16 protein-coding genes and 1 riboswitch are annotated in these 17,100 nt (G+C 72.9%); of the genes, 10 read left to right on the plus strand and 6 right to left on the minus strand.

Features of this window, described 5'->3' with window-relative positions:
- Position 1 precedes the first annotated feature (1 nt).
- Positions 2–1,099, minus strand: coding sequence for a cation diffusion facilitator family transporter (locus OG252_RS41900; protein ID WP_329342737.1), 1,098 nt, complete (start codon positions 1,097–1,099; stop codon positions 2–4).
- A 61-nt stretch (positions 1,100–1,160) separates the two neighbouring features.
- Here OG252_RS41900 and OG252_RS41905 point away from each other — a divergent pair, with 61 nt between their 5' ends.
- Positions 1,161–1,520, plus strand: a complete 360-nt coding sequence (locus OG252_RS41905; RefSeq protein ID WP_329342738.1) for an ArsR/SmtB family transcription factor — start codon at positions 1,161–1,163, stop codon at positions 1,518–1,520.
- Positions 1,521–1,539: 19 nt separating this feature from the next.
- On the opposite strand, the gene OG252_RS41910 is transcribed toward OG252_RS41905, so the two are convergent.
- From OG252_RS41910 to OG252_RS41920, 3 genes are all read right to left on the minus strand, one after another.
- Positions 1,540–2,757, minus strand: a complete 1,218-nt coding sequence (locus OG252_RS41910; protein ID WP_329342740.1) for a 4-hydroxybenzoate 3-monooxygenase — start codon at positions 2,755–2,757, stop codon at positions 1,540–1,542.
- A gap of 48 nt (positions 2,758–2,805) precedes the next feature.
- Positions 2,806–4,446: an APC family permease gene (locus tag OG252_RS41915; RefSeq protein ID WP_329342742.1), complete on the minus strand. Its 1,641-nt coding sequence runs from the start codon at positions 4,444–4,446 to the stop codon at positions 2,806–2,808.
- Positions 4,447–4,597: 151 nt separating this feature from the next.
- A complete protein-coding gene (locus OG252_RS41920; RefSeq protein WP_329342743.1) occupies positions 4,598–5,005 on the minus strand; it encodes a CoA-binding protein in 408 nt (135 codons plus the stop codon).
- Positions 5,006–5,081: 76 nt separating this feature from the next.
- Positions 5,082–5,271: riboswitch (cobalamin riboswitch) on the plus strand.
- Positions 5,272–5,340: 69 nt separating this feature from the next.
- Here OG252_RS41920 and OG252_RS41925 point away from each other — a divergent pair.
- From OG252_RS41925 to OG252_RS41950, 6 genes are all read left to right on the plus strand, one after another.
- On the plus strand, positions 5,341–6,357 hold the full coding sequence (locus OG252_RS41925; RefSeq protein WP_329342745.1) for an ABC transporter substrate-binding protein: 1,017 nt from the start codon (positions 5,341–5,343) through the stop codon (positions 6,355–6,357).
- Positions 6,354–7,367 (plus strand): FecCD family ABC transporter permease, encoded by a 1,014-nt coding sequence (locus tag OG252_RS41930; protein ID WP_329342747.1) that lies wholly within the window; start codon positions 6,354–6,356, stop codon positions 7,365–7,367. The genes OG252_RS41925 and OG252_RS41930 overlap by 4 nt, the downstream gene beginning before the upstream one ends.
- Before the next feature lie 107 nt (positions 7,368–7,474).
- Positions 7,475–8,224 (plus strand): ABC transporter ATP-binding protein, encoded by a 750-nt coding sequence (locus tag OG252_RS41935; RefSeq protein ID WP_266448772.1) that lies wholly within the window; start codon positions 7,475–7,477, stop codon positions 8,222–8,224.
- A 55-nt stretch (positions 8,225–8,279) separates the two neighbouring features.
- Positions 8,280–9,002 (plus strand): hypothetical protein, encoded by a 723-nt coding sequence (locus OG252_RS41940; protein ID WP_266443563.1) that lies wholly within the window; start codon positions 8,280–8,282, stop codon positions 9,000–9,002.
- Positions 8,999–9,541: a SixA phosphatase family protein gene (locus tag OG252_RS41945; RefSeq protein ID WP_266443566.1), complete on the plus strand. Its 543-nt coding sequence runs from the start codon at positions 8,999–9,001 to the stop codon at positions 9,539–9,541. The genes OG252_RS41940 and OG252_RS41945 overlap by 4 nt, the downstream gene beginning before the upstream one ends.
- Before the next feature lie 52 nt (positions 9,542–9,593).
- Complete coding sequence (locus tag OG252_RS41950; protein ID WP_266443569.1) at positions 9,594–10,220, plus strand: YigZ family protein; 627 nt, start codon at positions 9,594–9,596, stop codon at positions 10,218–10,220.
- A gap of 82 nt (positions 10,221–10,302) precedes the next feature.
- On the opposite strand, the gene OG252_RS41955 is transcribed toward OG252_RS41950, so the two are convergent.
- On the minus strand, positions 10,303–10,809 hold the full coding sequence (locus OG252_RS41955) for a MarR family winged helix-turn-helix transcriptional regulator (protein ID WP_329342751.1): 507 nt from the start codon (positions 10,807–10,809) through the stop codon (positions 10,303–10,305).
- Positions 10,810–10,867: 58 nt separating this feature from the next.
- Here OG252_RS41955 and OG252_RS41960 point away from each other — a divergent pair, with 58 nt between their 5' ends.
- The 3 genes from OG252_RS41960 (at position 10,868) to OG252_RS41970 (ending at position 16,631) form a co-directional block, all read left to right on the plus strand.
- Positions 10,868–12,139, plus strand: coding sequence for a multidrug effflux MFS transporter (locus tag OG252_RS41960; protein WP_329342753.1), 1,272 nt, complete (start codon positions 10,868–10,870; stop codon positions 12,137–12,139).
- A 338-nt stretch (positions 12,140–12,477) separates the two neighbouring features.
- Complete coding sequence (locus OG252_RS41965; protein WP_329342755.1) at positions 12,478–13,641, plus strand: exonuclease SbcCD subunit D; 1,164 nt, start codon at positions 12,478–12,480, stop codon at positions 13,639–13,641.
- The gene (locus OG252_RS41970) at positions 13,638–16,631 is read left to right on the plus strand and encodes an SMC family ATPase (protein ID WP_329342757.1); all 2,994 of its coding nucleotides are present in this window, start codon (positions 13,638–13,640) and stop codon (positions 16,629–16,631) included. Before OG252_RS41965 ends, OG252_RS41970 begins: the two co-directional genes overlap by 4 nt.
- A gap of 2 nt (positions 16,632–16,633) precedes the next feature.
- Here the strand turns inward: OG252_RS41970 and OG252_RS41975 are convergent, their stop codons facing one another.
- Complete coding sequence (locus tag OG252_RS41975; protein WP_329342759.1) at positions 16,634–17,080, minus strand: Lrp/AsnC family transcriptional regulator; 447 nt, start codon at positions 17,078–17,080, stop codon at positions 16,634–16,636.
- Between the last annotated feature and the right edge of the window lie 20 nt (positions 17,081–17,100).

Genomic DNA, 17,100 nt, shown 5'->3' on the forward strand with positions numbered 1-17,100 from the left:
CTCAGGCCGCCGCATGGTGGGCGAGGGCGTGGTGCGGATCCGCCTCGCCCGGCACCGGTGCCGGGTCGGCGTGCACCAGGGCCGCGGTGAGGCGCGGGACGGCGTGCAGCAGCGCGTGTTCGGCGTCCACGGCTATGCCGTGCGCCTGGCGTACCGTCGCCTCGCCGTCCACCACGACCGCCACCTCGGCGCGCAGCCGGTGCCCGATCCAGCGCAACCGCAACTCGCCCACCGCGCGCACTCCTTCGACCTCCCGCAGCGCTCGCTCGGCCCGGTCCACGAGGGCCGGGTCGACGGCGTCCATCACCCGCCGGAACACCTCGCGCGCCGCGTCCCGCAGGACCAGCGTGATGGCGGCGGTGATGGCCAAGCCCACGATCGGGTCGGCCAGTTGCCAGCCGAGCGCCGAGCCACCCGCACCCAACAGCACGGCCAGTGACGTGAATCCGTCCGTGCGGGCGTGCAGTCCGTCGGCGACCAGCGCGGCCGAGCCGATGTCGCGGCCCACCCGGATCCGGTAACGGGCCACCCACTCGTTCCCCGCGAAACCGACCAGCGCGGCCACCGCGACCGCCGGCACATGGTGGACAGGGCGCGGATCGAGCAGCCGGTCGATCGCCACCCACCCCGCGAAGGCCGCGGACGCGGCGATCGTCAGCACGATCACGATGCCCGCGAGGTCCTCCGCCCGGCCGTAGCCGTACGTGAACCGCCGGGTGGCCGCGCGCCGCCCGAGCACGAACGCTATGCCCAGTGGTACGGCCGTCAGCGCGTCCGCGGTGTTGTGCACCGTGTCGCCGAGCAGCGCGACCGACCCGGAGACGGCCACCACGAACGCCTGCGCCAGAGCGGTCGCGCCCAGTACCGCCAGCGAGATCCACAGGGCCCGCATGCCGCGGGCCGAGGACTCCAGGGCGGAGTCGAGCTTGTCGGCGGTCTCGTGGGAGTGCGGGGTGAGGAGGTGGGCGAGGCGGTGGGGCAGACGGTCGCGGAGACCGGAGCGGGTGGGCCGGTGGTCGTGCCCGTGTCCGTGCCCATGTCCGTGCCCATGTTCGTGGTCATGACGATGTCCGTGCTCGTGCTCGTGCCGGTCGCTCACGTGGATCCCCTTCCGTGCGCCGGGAGTGGACGCGCGACGCCCACGAGGCCATTATGTGCGTATGAGCGCACGCATGCACCTACCACCTGCGACCGATGCGCACCCGCGCACCCCGGGCGAGGAACAGTTCGCGCTCGCGGCCGAGCTGCTCGCCCTGCTCGGCGACCGCACCCGGCTCACCCTGCTGCACGCGCTGACCGCGGGGGAGGCCGATGTCACCACGCTCACGGAGGCGTGCGGGGCGGCGCGGCCGGCCGTCAGCCAGCATCTGGCGCGGCTGCGGCTGGCCGGGCTGGTGAACACGCGCAAGGAGGGCCGCCGGGTGATCTACTCGCTGCGCGACGGCCATCTGCGCCGGCTGCTGGACGAGGCGCTGAACGTGGCGGACCACCGGCTCAGTGACCGGCCGCTGCACGACTGACGGACGCGGCGGGTCCGGTTCAGTAGGCGGTGGCGGTACCCAGGTACTGCTCGGCGAAGGCCGCCGCGGCGGCGGGCGAGGTGAACAGGCGGCGGAGCCGGGCGAAGGTGGTGCCCGCGCGATACGCGTCGCCCGACGAGGTGCCGTGGTACACCTCGGAGAGCCACTGCGAGAACTCCTGGTAGTCCCACACCCGTCGCAGACACGCCTCCGAATAGCCGTCCAGGCCGGTCTCGTCGCCCTTCGTCAGGTAGCCGACGAGGGCGTCACCGAGGAGGAAGGCGTCGTGCAGGGCCAGGTTCATGCCCTTCGCGGCGATGGGCGCGGTCAGGTGGGCGGCGTCCCCGGCGAGGAAGAGGCGGCCGAACACCATGGGTTCGACGACCGAGCTGTGCATGTCCAGGACGCGCTTCTCGATCAGCCGTCCCTCGATGAGGGGGCCGGCGTCCGTCGCCGCGAGGCGCTCCCGGAGCTGTGACCAGACGCGTTCGTGCGACCAGTTCTCCGGGTCGTCGCCGGGCGGACACTCCAGGTAGTAGCGGGTCACCTCGGGACTGCGGGCCATGTGGCCGGCGAAGCCGTCGGGGTGGATGCCGAACACGACACAGTCGTTGGACGGCGGCGCCTCGGCGAGCAGGGCCAGCCAGCCGATGCCGTAGTCGTGCCGGGAGATGTGCGCGTGCTCGGGCAGGACGGTACGGGTCACCCCGCGGGCCCCGTCGCAGCCCGCCACGAAGTCGCACTCGACGACCTCCCGCTCGCCCGTCTCGGCCGCGAGGTACGACACCGAGGGGTTGGCCGTGTCGAGGTCGTGCAACTGGACGTCCCGGACGCCGAACCGGGCCGCCCCGCCCCGCACGTCCGCGTACTCGCGCACCAGGTCCGTCACCAGCAACGGCTGGGGATAGACGAAGTGGTGAGTACCCGTCAGCTCGATGTAGGAGAAGCGGAAGCGCTCCTGGCCGAAGCGGAACTCGCACTCGGTGTGCAGCTGAGCCCGCTCCAGCAGGGTGTCCGCGAGACCGCGCTGCTGGAGGCCGCGCACGGCCCACTCCTCGATGACGCCCGCCCGGGGCCGCTGCTCGATGAACTCGCGTGTCTCCGTCTCGACGACGAGGCAGTCGACGCCGGCGGCCCGCAGGATGTTGCCGATGGTGAGCCCGGCGGGCCCGGCGCCCACGACGACGACCGGAAAGCGTTGCGGGGCAACGGAGTTGGGGTGGGGAGTGGAGGTCACCCGAACATTATGTGGGTGCTTCGCGCGGGCGGGGAGCGGTTGTGCGGCTCAGTGTGCGGGTGCCTCCGTGACGATCACCTCGTCGATGCTCCGCTCGATCTCCTCGGCCCGGGAGGCGGAGGCCCGCGCCCAGTAGTAGACGACCAGGGAGAAGACCGCGATGACCAGGATGTCCCACCACAGGCCGATGTTGCCCTGTCCGCCGAAACCGCCCTCCGCGGAGATGACGCCCATGCCCAGCAGGTAGACCGGCAGCCACTGGGCGGCCCTGAAGTCCATCCGGGGTGCGTCGGGACGGCCCATGGCGGTGGCGAACCAGGCGTAGCCGCCCAGGAGTACGTAGCCGAGGACGATCGCGATGCCCAGCCGCCACAGGGTGTCCCAGCCGGCCCAGTAGATGATGAGGTTGGCCACCACGAACGACAGCGGCGAGAGCACCTTGCCGGCGGGCAGCCGGTACGGGCGCTGGTGGTGCGGCAGCCGGTCGGCGAACACGCCGTACGCCAGCGGAGCGCCCGCGTACATCAGGACGCTCGCCGAGGTGATGAAGCCGACCAGCTCCTGCCAGCTCGGGAACGGCAGGAAGCACACCACGCCGGTCACGAAGGCGACGATCAGCCCGAACCAGGGCACGCCCCGCCTGTCGGTGCGGGCGAAGACCTTCGGCGCGTACCCGTTCCTGGCCAGGCCGTAGGAGACGCGGGAGGTCGCGGTGGTGTAGATCAGGCCGGTGCCGCCGGGCGAGATCACCGCGTCGACGTACAGCACCACACTCAGCCAGCCCAGGCCCACCAGGGTCGCGAGTCCGGCCCACGGGCCGCTGATGCCGGGGAAGTCGAGCGCGGCCCAGCCGTGCGCGAAGGAGCTGTGCGGCAGCGCGCCGATGAACACGATCTGCAGCAGGACGTAGATGACGGCACCGATCGCGACCGAGCCGAGGGTGGCCCGCGGCAGGTCCCGCTTCGGGTTGCGGCTCTCGCCCGCCAGCTGGATGGCCTGCTCGAAGCCCAGCAGGGCGAAGATGATGCCGCTGCCGCTGATCGCGCTCAGCACGCCCTTGGCACCCAGCGGGGCGAAGCCCTCCGAGGTGAAGTTGCCCGGGTGGAAGTTGCCCGCGGCGATGACGAAGATGGCGCCCAGCGGCACGGCGATCTTCCACCAGGTGGCCGCGCTGTTGGTGTGTGCCAGGGCGCGGACGCCGAAGAAGTTGACCGCGACGAAGACGGCCATCAGGAAGACGGCGGTGACGAGGCCGGAGGCCGTCAGCGTCTGGTCGCCGTGTTCGAGACCCCGGGCCCAGGACCAGTGCCCCGCATAGCCGATCATGGCCTCGACCTCGATCGGTGCCACGGTCGCCGCCTGCAGCCAGGAGAACCAGCCGAAGGACATGCCGGCCAGGCCGCCGAACGCGTAGTGCGGATATCGTGCGGTGCCGCCCGCGACCGGGAACATGCCGCCGAGTTCCGCGTGCACCAGTGCCAGCAGGACGATGGCCACCGCGCCGATCACCCAGGAAATGACCGCTGCGGGGCCGGCCGCGGTAACCGCCTTTTCCGCTCCGTAGAGCCAGCCGGATCCGATGATGGAACCGACCGACGCCCACATGAGCCCGATCAGTCCGACGTCCCGCCGCAGGCCGCCGCCCGGGCCCCTGGTGTCCTCCGGGGCGGCTTGGTCAACGCTTACCATTTCTTAGGGGGCCTCTCATAAAGGAGATGCATTCACCATGCAAGAGGCCTCAGATTAGGAATCGGGCGCTGCTCCGCTGAAGGCGGTTGTCGAATTTTGACTGGCGTACGGGGATTTCCTGGACAGCGTTTCAGGAATTACGGACTGTCCGTCAGCCGAGGCGGGGAATCTCGATCGCCGGGCAGCGGTCCATCACCATCTCCAGCCCCGCGGCCCGAGTGCGGTCGTACGCCGCCTCGTCGACGACCCCGAGCTGGAACCAGACCGCCTGCGCGCCCTTCGCCACCGCCTCGTCGGCGACGGCCCCGGCGAGGTCGCTGTTCACGAACACGTCCACGACGTCGATGTCGAAGGGGATGTCCGCGAGCGAGGCGTACCCCCGCTCCCCGTGCACCGTCTCCGCCTTGGGATGCACGGGCACGACCCGCTTGCCGTAACGCTGGAGCACCTCGGCCACGCCGTACGCGGCGCGCTGCCGGTTCGACGACAGGCCGACCACGGCCCACGTGTCGCCGAGCCCGGTGAGGATCTTGCGGACCGTTGCCTCGTCGCCGTACACCGTGGGTCTCCTTGGGGGGTCGCGTATGCCCTGACCTCTCGCACAACAGCGCACCGCGATCGGCGATTCCCCACCGTGATAGCTTGCCGAGGCCAGTCGAACCCATGAGACGTGGGTCAGGGAATCCGGTGCGAATCCGGAGCTGACGCGCAGCGGTGAGGGTGACGGGCGGGGCCTCGGCCACTGGACGACTCGAGTGTCGTCTGGGAAGGCGCCCCGACCGGATGATCCCGAGTCCGAAGACCTGCTGGCGGCCCCCGCGGTGACGTACGGCGGGGGAGCACCGTACGACCGGGCTCCGCGTTCGAGCCCTCGACGATCGAGGAACAACTTCCGTGCAGACAGCACGTCTTGCCCGTCCCTCCGCCCTGTTCGCGGCCGCCTCCCTGCTCCTGGCCGGCTGCGGCGACGCCGGCACCTCCGCCACGACGGCTGCCGTCAGCCTCGACAACTGCGGCCGTACGGTACGCGTCGAGGCCCCGCCCGAACGGGCCGTCTCCCTCAACCAGGGCACCACCGAGATCATGCTCTCCCTCGGGCTCGCCGACCGTATGGCGGGCACGGCGACCTGGACCGACCCCGTGATGAAGGGGCTGGAGAAGGCGAACGCGAAGGTGGCGCGGATAGCCGACAACAATCCGTCCTTCGAACGGGTCCTGGACGCCGAACCGGACTTCGTCGCCGCCTCCTTCGTCTCCACGCTGGGCAAGGGCGGCGTCGCCACCCGGGACCAGTTCGAGAAGCTCGGCGTGCCCACCTACGTCTCCCCGTCCGACTGCGCGGGCAAGGACAACTCCGGCGACGGGGACGGCGCACGGACCGATCCCCTGACCGCCGAGACCGTCTACGGCGAAGTCCGGGACCTGGCCGCCGTGTTCGGGGTGAAGGAACGGGGAGAGGAGCTCGTCGCAGAGCTCAAGGCGCGGATGGCGAAGGCCACCGCGGGCATCGACGCCTCGGACGTGACCCTGCTGTACTGGTTCGCCAACTCCGAGTCGCCCTACATGGCGGGCTGCTGCGGCGCTCCCGGTGTCATGACGCGCGCGCTCGGCGCGAAGAACGTCTTCGACGACACGCACGACGAATGGCCGCAGATCAACTGGGAGACGGTCGCCGACCGCGACCCCGACGTCCTCGTCATCGGCGACCTGACCCGCAGGTCGCAGACCGCCGAGTCGGCCGAGAAGAAGATCGCCTTCCTGGAGTCCGATCCGGTCACCAGGAACATGACCGCCGTACGGCACCAGCGGTACGTCCTGCTCAGCGGGCAGGCCATGAACCCGACCATCCGCACGATCGAGGGCGTGGAGCGGGTCGCGGCGGGGCTGCGCGAGTTCGGGCTCGTGAAGTGACCGCCCGGTCGGTCCTGCTCGGGGCGGCCGGGACGGTCCTGCTGTGCGGCTCCCTCGCCGTCGCCATCACCATCGGCCCGGCCGACCTCCGGGTCGCCGACGTGTGGTCGGTCGTCGCGGCCCATCTCGGCCTCGGCTCCTCGGAGTTGACGCCCATCCGGGACGGCATCGTGTGGCAGCTCCGGCTGCCGCGCACGCTCCTCGCGGCCGTGTGCGGCGCCGGACTCGCCGTGTGCGGCGCGGTGATGCAGTCGCTGCTGCGCAACCCGCTCGCCGACCCGTTCGTCCTCGGGGTGTCCTCGGGCGCGTCGACCGGGGCCGTGCTGGTGGTCGTGCTGGGCGTCGGCGGGGGCGCGCTGTCCGTCCCGGCGGGCGCGTTCCTCGGTGCCCTGCTGTCGTTCGCGCTCGTGCTGTTCCTCAGCCACACGCTCGGCGGGAGCACCGACCTGGTCGTCCTCGCGGGCGTCGCCGCCATGCAGCTCTTCTCCGCGCTGACCTCGTTCGTCGTGATGACGGCCGCCGACGCGGAGACCACCCGGGGCGTCCTGTTCTGGCTCCTCGGCTCGCTCGGCGGGGCGGGCTGGACCGACGTATGGATATGCCTCGCCGTCCTGGCCGTGGCGCTGGTGGTGTGCCTGTCCTACGCCCGCACCCTCGACGCCTTCGCCTTCGGGCAGGACGCGGCGGCCGCGCTCGGGGTGTCGGTGGCCCGTACCCGTCTGGTGCTGCTGTGTGTCACGGCGCTGCTCACGGCCGCGCTGGTCAGCTCGGCCGGGGCCATCGGCTTCGTCGGCCTGGTGCTGCCGCACGCCGCCCGCGCCCTGGTCGGCCCGGGCCACGCCCGGCTGCTGCCGGTCACCGCGCTGGCCGGGGCGGTCTTCCTGGTGTGGGTCGACACGCTGGCCCGCACGGTCCTCGACCCGCAGGAGGTGCCGGTGGGCGTCGTGACGTCCCTGATCGGAGTGCCGGCCTTCGTGGCGGTGCTGTACCGGACGCGGAGGGTGCGGTGAAGGAGACCTCGCCCACCGAGCCCGAGGCGCCCGCCGCCACAGCCACGGGCCTCCACCCCACAGCCACCGGCGTCCACGCCGAAGCCACCGGCCTCCACGCCGACCGCGTGAGCCGCCGCGCCGACGGCCGGCTCATCCTCGACGGCGTCACCCTCGCCCCCGAGCCGGGCTCGACCGTCGGACTCCTCGGCCCCAACGGCTCCGGAAAGTCCACGCTGCTGCGGCTGCTGGCCGGCCTGCTCGCGCCGAGCACCGGTGTCGTCACGCTCGACGGCACCGCACTGCCCGCACTGCCCCGCCGCGAGGTCGCCCGGCGCCTCGCCGTGGTCGAACAACAGGCGGACACCCAGACCGAGTTGACGGTCCTGGACGTCGTACGGCTCGGACGCGTCCCGCACCGCCGCGCCTGGACGCCCGCCTCCGCGCACGACGAGCGGGCCGTGCGGGCCGCCCTGGAACGCGCCGGGCTCACCGACCGCGCCGACCAGCCCTGGCACACCCTGTCCGGCGGTGAACGCCAGCGGGTGCAGATCGCCCGCGCGCTCGCCCAGGAACCCCGCGAACTCCTCCTCGACGAACCCACCAACCACCTCGACATCCACCACCAGCTCGACCTCCTGGCCCTCGTCACCGCCCTCCCGGTCACCACCGTCGTCGCCCTGCACGACCTCAACCTCGCGGCGATGTACTGCGACCAGGTGCTCGTCCTGCACGCGGGCCGGGTCGTGGCGGCAGGCGCCCCGGGCGACGTTCTGACCGAGCGGCTCATCGCCGAGGTGTACGGGGTACGGGCCGCGGTGACCCGGGAGGGGCCGGAAGAGCGGCCCCATGTGCGGTTTCTGGGCACGCTGGCCTGAACGCGTGTTCGGGCCGACGGTGGCGCGGTCCTCGCCGCACGCCTACGCTCACCCCGTGCTCCGCATCATCGACGCCCGTACCGGCGAGCCCGCCGAAGCCGCTCCCGCCCGCCGGGGGCTGACCCGTGTCCATGTCCATACGGAGGGCTACGACACGACCGCCCTGCGTGTGCTGCTCGTCGCCGACGTCCTGTTCCGGGCCCTCGAACTCGGCGGCACGCCCGTCTGGGCGCTGCTGACCGGGGAGCGGCAGCAGGCGGAACTGCGGGCGGCCGCGGCGACTCTCGGCATCCGGCCGTTCGAGGACAGCCGGGACGTCTCGGCGGGGCTGGGGGAGGCCCAGGTCATCCACGTGGTGGCGGACGGCGGGCCCGCCCCCGACGGCGTCCGTATCACCGTCGCCCCCGTGGAGCGGGCGCCGGCCGCACTCCCGGAGGGCGCCGACCCCGCCGTCGTACGCCTGGCGCTGCTCTCCAAGCGACGGGACGAGCCCGTGCGGCTCGACGCGGATGCTCTGGAGGAGGCCCGCGAGAACCTCGCACGGTGGCGCCGCGCGGTCGCCGACTGGGCGCGCAGGCCCTCGCGGGCGATCCCCGAGGACGTGCGCGCACAGCTCCGTACCGCCTGGGAGGACGACCTGGACGTGTGCGCGGTGCTGCGGGTCCTCGGGTCGGTCGAGACCTCGGACCTGCCGGAGGGCGCCCGCTTCGAGACGTACGCCTACGCCGACCGGCTGCTCGGTGTCGAACTCACCCGCGACGTGGGATCGACGCCATGATCGCGCGGGCGGGAGCCGGTCCGCTGCGGCACCTGGTCGTCCTGCGGCACGCCAAGTCCGCCTGGCCGGACGGCGTCCCCGACCACGAACGCCCCCTCGCCCCGCGCGGCCGCCGGGATGCCCCGGCCGCGGGCCGGGCCCTCGCCGACGCCGACCTGCTGCCGGACCTCGCCGTGTGCTCCACCGCCGTACGCGCCCGGCAGACCTGGGAGCTGGCCTCCGCGCAGTGGGGCACCCCGCCGCCGGTGCGGCACGACGCGCGGGTGTACGCGGCCGACGTACCCGAGCTGCTGGCCGTCGTGCACGAGGTGCCGGCCGAGGTCGAGACGCTGCTGCTCGTCGGGCACAACCCCGGCCTGGAGGAACTGGTCCTCGCCCTCGCCGGGGACAGCCTCGACCACGCGCTGGACGAGGTCCGGCTGAAGTTCCCGACCTCGGCGATCGCCGTCCTCGCCTGGCGCGGCACCGACTGGCAGGACCTCGCCCCGGGCACGGCCCTGCTCACGGACGTGATCGTGGCGCGCGGCAAGAAGAAGTGACCGCGAGACGGCCGAAGACCGGGAGGCGGATCGCTGCGCATAGGGTGGCCGGATGCCGGACGAGTACCGCACAGTCGCCCGCGCGGGCGTGCACGAGACCGAGGTCAACCGCTCCCGCTTCCTGTGCGCGCTCGCCCCGGCGGCCACCGAGCAGGAGGCCCAGGCCTTCGTCGCGGGCATCCGCAAGGAGCACGCGGACGCCACGCACAACTGCTTCGCGTACGTCATCGGCGCCGACGCCGCGATCCAGAAGGCGAGCGACGACGGCGAACCCGGCGGCACCGCCGGCGTCCCCATGCTCCAGATGCTGCTGCGCCGTGACATGCGGTACGTCGTCGCCGTCGTCACCCGCTATTACGGCGGCGTCAAGCTCGGCGCGGGCGGCCTGATCCGGGCGTACGGCGGAGCGGTCGGCGAGGCCCTGGACGCCGTCGGCACGATCACCCGCCGCCGCTTCCGGCTGGCCACGGTGACACTCGACCACCAGCGCGCCGGCAAGATCCAGAACGACCTGCGCGCGACCGGCCGCGAGGTACGCGACGTGCGCTACGGCGAGGCGGTCACGATCGAGATCGGCCTGCCGGACACCGACGTCGAGGCCTTCCGGGCCTGGCTCGCGGACGCCACCGCGGGGACGGCCGGGTTCGACCTGGGCGGGGAGGCGTACGGGGACGCGTGAGCCCAGGAGGGGACGCGTGAGCCTCAGGAGAGGGCGCGTGACCTTCAAGAGGGCGCGTGACCTTCGAGGGGGCCCGTGACCTTCAGGAGTCGACCCCTGGCCGCGCCGACGTGTGCGCCTCCATCGCCTCCACCAGCCGCCCCAGCGCCTTGAGCACCCACTCCCGGTCCTCCCCGAGCCCGGCCAGCAGCCCCACCTCGGCGGCGAGTTGGCGGGGGAAGAGGTCGTCGACGGCCTGGGCGCCGGCGGGCGTGATGGTGACCAGCGCGGCTCGGCGGTCGGCGGGGTTCGGGGCCCGGGAGATGAACCCGCGCTTCTCCAGCTTGGCGAGGGTCTTGCTGACGCCCGCGCGGGACAGACCCAGGTTCGTGGCCAGGCGGCGGGCGATGACCGGGTCGGTGGCGTGGCGCAGCGGGATGAGCATGTCGACCTCGGGCGCGGTGAGCGGAGCGCCCTCGTAGAGGGGCTCGACGGCGCGGTCGAGGAGGCCGGTGGCGCGTTTGAGGAGGGCCACCAGATCCATCGGGGACGTGTCGAGGCCGGGGTTGTGCCGGGACCACTCGGCGCGGATGTCGGCGGGGAAGGACATGAGGCTCGCCTTCTCTTACTATTTGTTAACCAGTGAACTATTGGTTATCGTTTCGCTCATGGTATCCCCGTCCCCCTCGCGTACCGTCCCGACCTCCGCCGCCACAGCCCCCGCCCCCGCCGGCCGTACGGCCGCCCTCGTCACCGTCCTCGGCGCTCTCACCGCGGTCGCCCCGCTCGCGACCGACATGTACGTCCCCGGCTTCCCGGCCATGGGCGACGCCCTCGGCGCGAGCAGCTCGGCCGTACAGCTCACGATGACCGCGTTCCTCGCCGGCCTCGTCGTCGGGCAGCTGGTCATCGGTCCGCTCAGCGACGGGCTCGGCCGCCGCAGACTGCTCATATCCGGCTCGGCCGGCTTCGTGCTCTTCTCCGTCCTCTGCGCCCTCGCCCCGAACGTCACCCTGCTGACCGGTTCCCGCTTCCTGCAGGGCGTGGCAGGCGCGGCGGGCATGGTCCTCGCCCGGGCCGTGCTCACCGACCGCTTCCACGGCGCCGAACTGCCCCGCTACTTCGCGGTCCTCTCCCAGGTCATGGGGGTGGCGCCGATCGCCGCGCCGGTGCTCGGCGGAGCGGTGCTGGCCGTGTCCACCTGGCGCGCGGTGTTCGCCGTACTGACCGTGCTGGGCGTCCTGCTGCTGCTCGCCGTCGTACGGGCCGTGCCGGAGTCCCTGCCGCCGGAGCGGCGTCACGCCGGCGGGCTCACGAGCACCTTCCGCGCCATGGGGGTGCTGCTCGGCCGCCGGGAGTTCATGGGGTACGTCCTCGTCATCGCCCTCGTCGCGGCGGCGCTGTTCGCCTACATCAGCGGCTCCAGCTTCGTCTTCGAGAACCTGCACGGCGTGTCGTCGACGACGTACTCCCTCATCTTCGCCACCAACGCGGTCGGCATGCTGGCCGCCGGAGCCGTCTTCGCCCGGCTGGCCGGGCGGGGCGTACGGCTGAACACCCTCCTCGCGGCCGGTGTCGGAGTCTCCGTGCTGGGCGCTCTGGGTCAGGTTCTGCTGGTCGTGTCCGTGGGCGAGACGCTGGCGGGCACCTGGATCACCCTGTTCGTGACGGTCACCGGGATCGGCCTGGTCTTCCCGGCCGGTATGAGCATCGGTCAGGCCGTCGGCCGGACCGCCCCGGGCGCGGCCTCCGCACTCCTCGGCGGACTCCAGTTCTTCTTCGGCGCCCTCGCCGCGCCGCTGGTCGGCCTCTTCGGAGAGGACAGCTCGCTCCCGATGGCCCTGATCATGCTGACCTCCGTGGCCGCGGCGGGAGTCGCCCTCGTCGGCCTCGCACGGTTCTGGCAGGGGCACGGGGAACCGGAGCGCCGGACGGCCTGACCGGCCGGGCGGCGGCACCGTGGGCGAACCCTCGGGCGGGGAGCGGCTGTTCCTCGTCCGTAGGCGGACCGGCAGTGGTGCGCCGCCTGTCCGATGTCACGGTTCGTTCGCCTTGAGGCCCTGTCGTCGGCATCTCACCGATCCCACCGGTCACTTCGTCAATCGGCTCATCGAGGACATTCCCTTCCATCTGTGTCGGATGCGGGTGACAGGCCGAGGTTCGTGGTGGATCAGGTGCCGACAGGCGTTAGCGTGGTTGCTGCTGACGGCGAGCTTGTGTTGGTTCGTGCTGGTTCCAGGGGCGGAGCAGGGGGAGATATGCGGTTCGGAGTGGGTTTGTGAGATTGCTGCACACTTCCGACTGGCATCTCGGCCGGGCCTTCCACCGGGTGAACATGCTCGGTGCCCAGGCCGAGTTCTTCGGCCACGTCGTCGCGACCGTACGGGAGCGCGGAGTGGACGCGGTGGTCGTGTCGGGGGACGTGTACGACCGCGCGGTGCCGCCGCTCTCCGCGGTCGAGCTGTTCGACGACGCCCTGCACCGACTCGCCGAGCTCGGCGTGCCCACGGTGATGATCTCCGGGAACCACGACTCGGCCCGGCGGCTGGGAGTGGGCGCCGGCCTCATCGACCGCGCGGGCATCCATCTGCGGACCGAGCCGTCGGCGTGCGGGACGCCGGTGATGCTCTCCGACGCCCATGGTGACGTGGCCTTCTACGGGCTGCCGTATCTCGAACCCGCCCTGGTGAGGGACGAGTTCGGGGTGGAGCGGGCCGGACACGAGGCCGTGCTCGCCGCCGCCATGGACCGCGTTCGCGCGGACCTCGCCACCCGCGCGCCTGGCACCCGCTCCGTCGTCCTCGCGCACGCCTTCGTCACCGGCGGCGAGGCCAGCGACAGCGAACGGGACATCACCGTGGGCGGAGTGGCCGCCGTCCCCGCCGGTGTCTTCGACGGCGTCGACTACGTGGCCCTCGGTCACCTGCACGGCTGTCAGACCATCACCGAGCGCGTGCGCTACTCCGGCTCCCCGCTGCCGTACTCCTTCTCGGAGGCCGAACACCGCAAGAGCATGTGGCTCGTCGACCTGGACGCCGACGGCTCGGTCACCGCCGAGCGCGTCGACTGCCCGGTGCCACGCGCGCTGGCCCGCATCCGGGGCACCCTGGAGGACCTGCTCGCCGACCCGGACCTCGCCCGCCACGAGGAGGCCTGGGTCGAGGCGACCCTCACCGACGCGGTGCGGCCCGCCGACCCGATGGCCCGGATCAGCGAGCGGTTCCCGCACACGCTCAGCCTCGCCTTCGACCCCGAGCGGACGCCGCACGACCCGGCCCTGTCGTACGCCAAGCGGCTCGCCGGGCGCACCGACCAGCAGATCGCGGAGGACTTCGTGGCCCATGTGCGCGGCGCCGGACCCGACGAGCGCGAGCAGCTGGTGCTGCGGGACGCGTTCGACGCGGCGCGTGCGGACGAGGCCGTGCGGGAGGTGGCGCGGTGAGGCTGCATCAGCTGGAGATCACCGCGTTCGGGCCCTTCGGCGGCTCGCAGACCGTCGACTTCGACGAGCTGTCCACCGCCGGGCTCTTCCTGCTGCACGGACCGACCGGCGCCGGCAAGACCTCCGTCCTGGACGCCGTGTGCTACGCGCTGTACGGCACCGTGCCGGGCGCCCGGCAGTCCGGCCAGGGAATGACGCTGCGCAGCGACCACGCCGCGGCCGGTACGCGCACCGAGGTGCGCCTCGAACTCACCGTCGCCGGACGCCGGTTGGAGGTCACCCGGCAGCCGCCCTGGGAGCGGCCCAAGAAGCGAGGCTCGGGCACGACCCTCGACAAGGCCCAGAGCTGGCTGCGCGAGTACGACGCGGCGGCCGCCGCCTGGAAGGACCTCAGCCGCTCCCACCAGGAGATCGGCGAGGAGATCACCCAGCTGCTCGGCATGAGCCGCGAGCAGTTCTGCCAGGTCGTGCTGCTGCCCCAGGGCGACTTCGCGCGCTTCCTGCGCGCCGACGCCGAAGCCCGCGGCAGACTGCTCGGCCGCCTCTTCGACACCCACCGCTTCGCCGAGGTCGAGAAGCGGCTCGCCGAACGCCGGCGCGCGGCCGAGACCCAAGTACGCGAAGGCGACTCCGAGTTGCTGGCCGACGCGCACCGCATGCAGCAGGCGGCCGGTGCCGCCATGGAGCTGCCGGACCTGGCACCGGGCGAACCGGGCCTCGCCGACGCCGTCCTGTGCGCGGCCGCCGTCGCCCGCAGCACCGCCCGCGAACACCTGACGATCGCCCACTGCCGTCTCACGGCCGCCGAGTCCGCCCACGCGTCGGCCGACCGCGCCCTGGCCGACGTACGCGAACTGGCCCGGCTGCAGCGGCGGTTCACCGAGGCGCGGGAGCGGGCCGCGCTGCTGGAGGAGCGGTCCGAGGGGTACCGGCAGGCGCAGGCGCGGATGGAGCGGGCCCGCAAGGCGGAGGCGGTGGCCCCGGCGCTGGACCTGCGGGAGGCCGCCGACGCCGAACACCGGCGGGCGGCTGCCGCCGAGGCACGCGCGCGCGGGCTTCTTCCCGAGACCTTCAGGGACGCCGGTGCCGCCGGACTCGCCGCCGCCGCGCGCCGGACCGCCGAGGAGCTGGGCGGCCTGGAGTCGGCGCGGCGCGGGGAACGCCGGCTCGCCGAACTCCACGACGAGCGAACCGAGTTGGAGCGACAGGAGCGGGACGACGAGGACGTCCGGCGGGAGGCCGAAAGCTGGCTGGCCGGTTGGGACGAGCGGCGCGCGGGGCTTCAGGCGCGTGTGGACGCGGCTCAGGAAGCGGCGACGCGAGCCGAGCACCTGTCCGGCCGGCGCGATCCGGCCGGACGGCGGCTGGGGGCCGCCCGCCAGCGCGACGAGCTCGCACACGACGTGGAGGCCGCTCAGCGACAGGTGCTCGCCCTGACGGAACACGCGCAGCAGGCCCGCGCCCACTGGCTGGACGTCAAGGAACAGCGCCTCGACTCGATCGCCGCCGAACTCGCCGCGGAGCTGAAGGACGGTGAGCCGTGCGCCGTCTGCGGTTCCGATGTCCACCCGGCGCCCGCGCGCAAGGACGCCGGACACGTCGACCGCGCGGCGGAGGAACGGGCGCTGGCGGACTTTCAGCGGGCGGAGGAGGAGCGAGCCCAGGAGGCGGAGCGCCTGGGCCTCGTGCACCGGGCGCTGGCCGCGGCCGAGGCGGAGGCCGGCGACATCCCGACCGACCGACTCGCCGCGGAATTCGAGGAGTTGGAGCGCCAGTACGCCGAGGCCCGCGATGTCGCCTCCGGACTGCACGCCGCGAGCGAGGCGCTGCGGCAGGCCGAGCGGGAGCGCGAACGCCGCTCCACCGTCCGCCAGGAGGCGGAGGTGCGCGCGGCGTCACGGACGACGCGCCGGGAAGCGCTCGACCGGGAACGGACCGCCCTGGACACCGAACTGAACCAGGCACGCGGCACCGCAGAGAGTGTCGCCGCGCGGGCCGCGCAGCTGGAGCGGCGGGTCGCGTTGCTCACCGACGCCGCCGACACCGCGCGCGCCGCCGAGGACACCGCACAGCGCCTCAAGGACGCCGACGCCCGCCTCGCCGACGCCGCCTTCCGCGCCGGGTTCGACACCCCGCAGGCCGCGGCGGCGGCCCTTCTCGACGATGCGGACCACCGCGAGCTGCAACGCAGGCTGGACGCCTGGCAGTCCGAGGAGGCCGCCGTACGCGCCGTCCTCGCCGAGACCGACACCGCGGCCGCCGCCCAGCAGCAGCCCGCCGACCTCACCGCGGCGGAGCGGACGGCGGCCGCCGCGGCCCAGCGGCTGCGCGACGCCGCCTCCGCGCGCGACGCGGCCGCCCGCCGCTGCACCGAACTCGACCGGCTGTCCACGCGAGCCACCACGTCGGTACGACGCCTCGCGCCGCTGCGCGACGAGTACGACCGCGTGGCCCGCCTGGCCGGTCTCGCCGCGGGCACCTCGTCGGACAACGAACGCAAGATGCGCCTGGAGGCGTACGTGCTGGCGGCCCGGCTGGAACAGGTGGCCGCCGCCGCGACCGTACGGCTGCAGCGCATGTCGTCCGGCCGCTACACCCTCGTCCACTCCGACGACCGCAGTGGACGCGGCCGCAGCGGCCTCGGGCTGCACGTCGTCGACGCCTGGACCGGCCGCGAGCGCGACACGGCGACCCTGTCCGGCGGCGAGACCTTCTTCGCCTCGCTCGCCCTGGCCCTCGGCCTCGCGGACGTCGTCACCGACGAGGCGGGCGGGGTCCGCCTGGACACCCTCTTCATCGACGAGGGCTTCGGCAGCCTCGACGACCAGACCCTCGACGAGGTCCTCGACGTCCTCGACTCCCTGCGCGAACGCGACCGCAGCGTCGGCATCGTCAGCCACGTCGCCGACCTGCGACGGCGCATCCACGCCCAGCTGGAGGTCGTGAAGGGGCGCTCGGGGTCGGTGCTGCGGCAGCGCGGGGCCGGCTGACCTCACCGCCCCAGCGGGCGCCTCGGCAGCGGCGAGGAGTACACGACGCTCGTCGTCACCGAGCCCAGGGTGCCGATCTTGCCCGTTACCTCTTCCAGATGGCGCATCGAACCGGCCGTGACCTTGATGACGAAGCAGTCGTCGCCCGTCACATGGTGCGCCTCCAGGATCTCCGGCGTCGCCGCGACCAGGTCGTGGAAGGGCTTGTAGTTGCCGTTCGGGTAGCGCAGGCGGACGAACGCCAGGATCGGCAGGCCGAGCCGCTCGGGATCCACGACGGCCGCATACCCCTTGATGACACCCGCCTCCTCCAGCCGCCGGACCCGCTCGGTCACCGCGCTCGGCGACATGGACACGGCCCGGGCCAGCTCGGCGAAACTGGCCCGGCCCTCCCGCTGGAGGACATCGAGGATGCGCCAGTCGGTGGCGTCCGGGGAATACGCGGTCATGGCCGAGAAATAGCAGGTGA

The organism is Streptomyces sp. NBC_01352 (assembly GCF_036237295.1).
Classification (GTDB): domain Bacteria; phylum Actinomycetota; class Actinomycetes; order Streptomycetales; family Streptomycetaceae; genus Streptomyces; species Streptomyces plumbiresistens.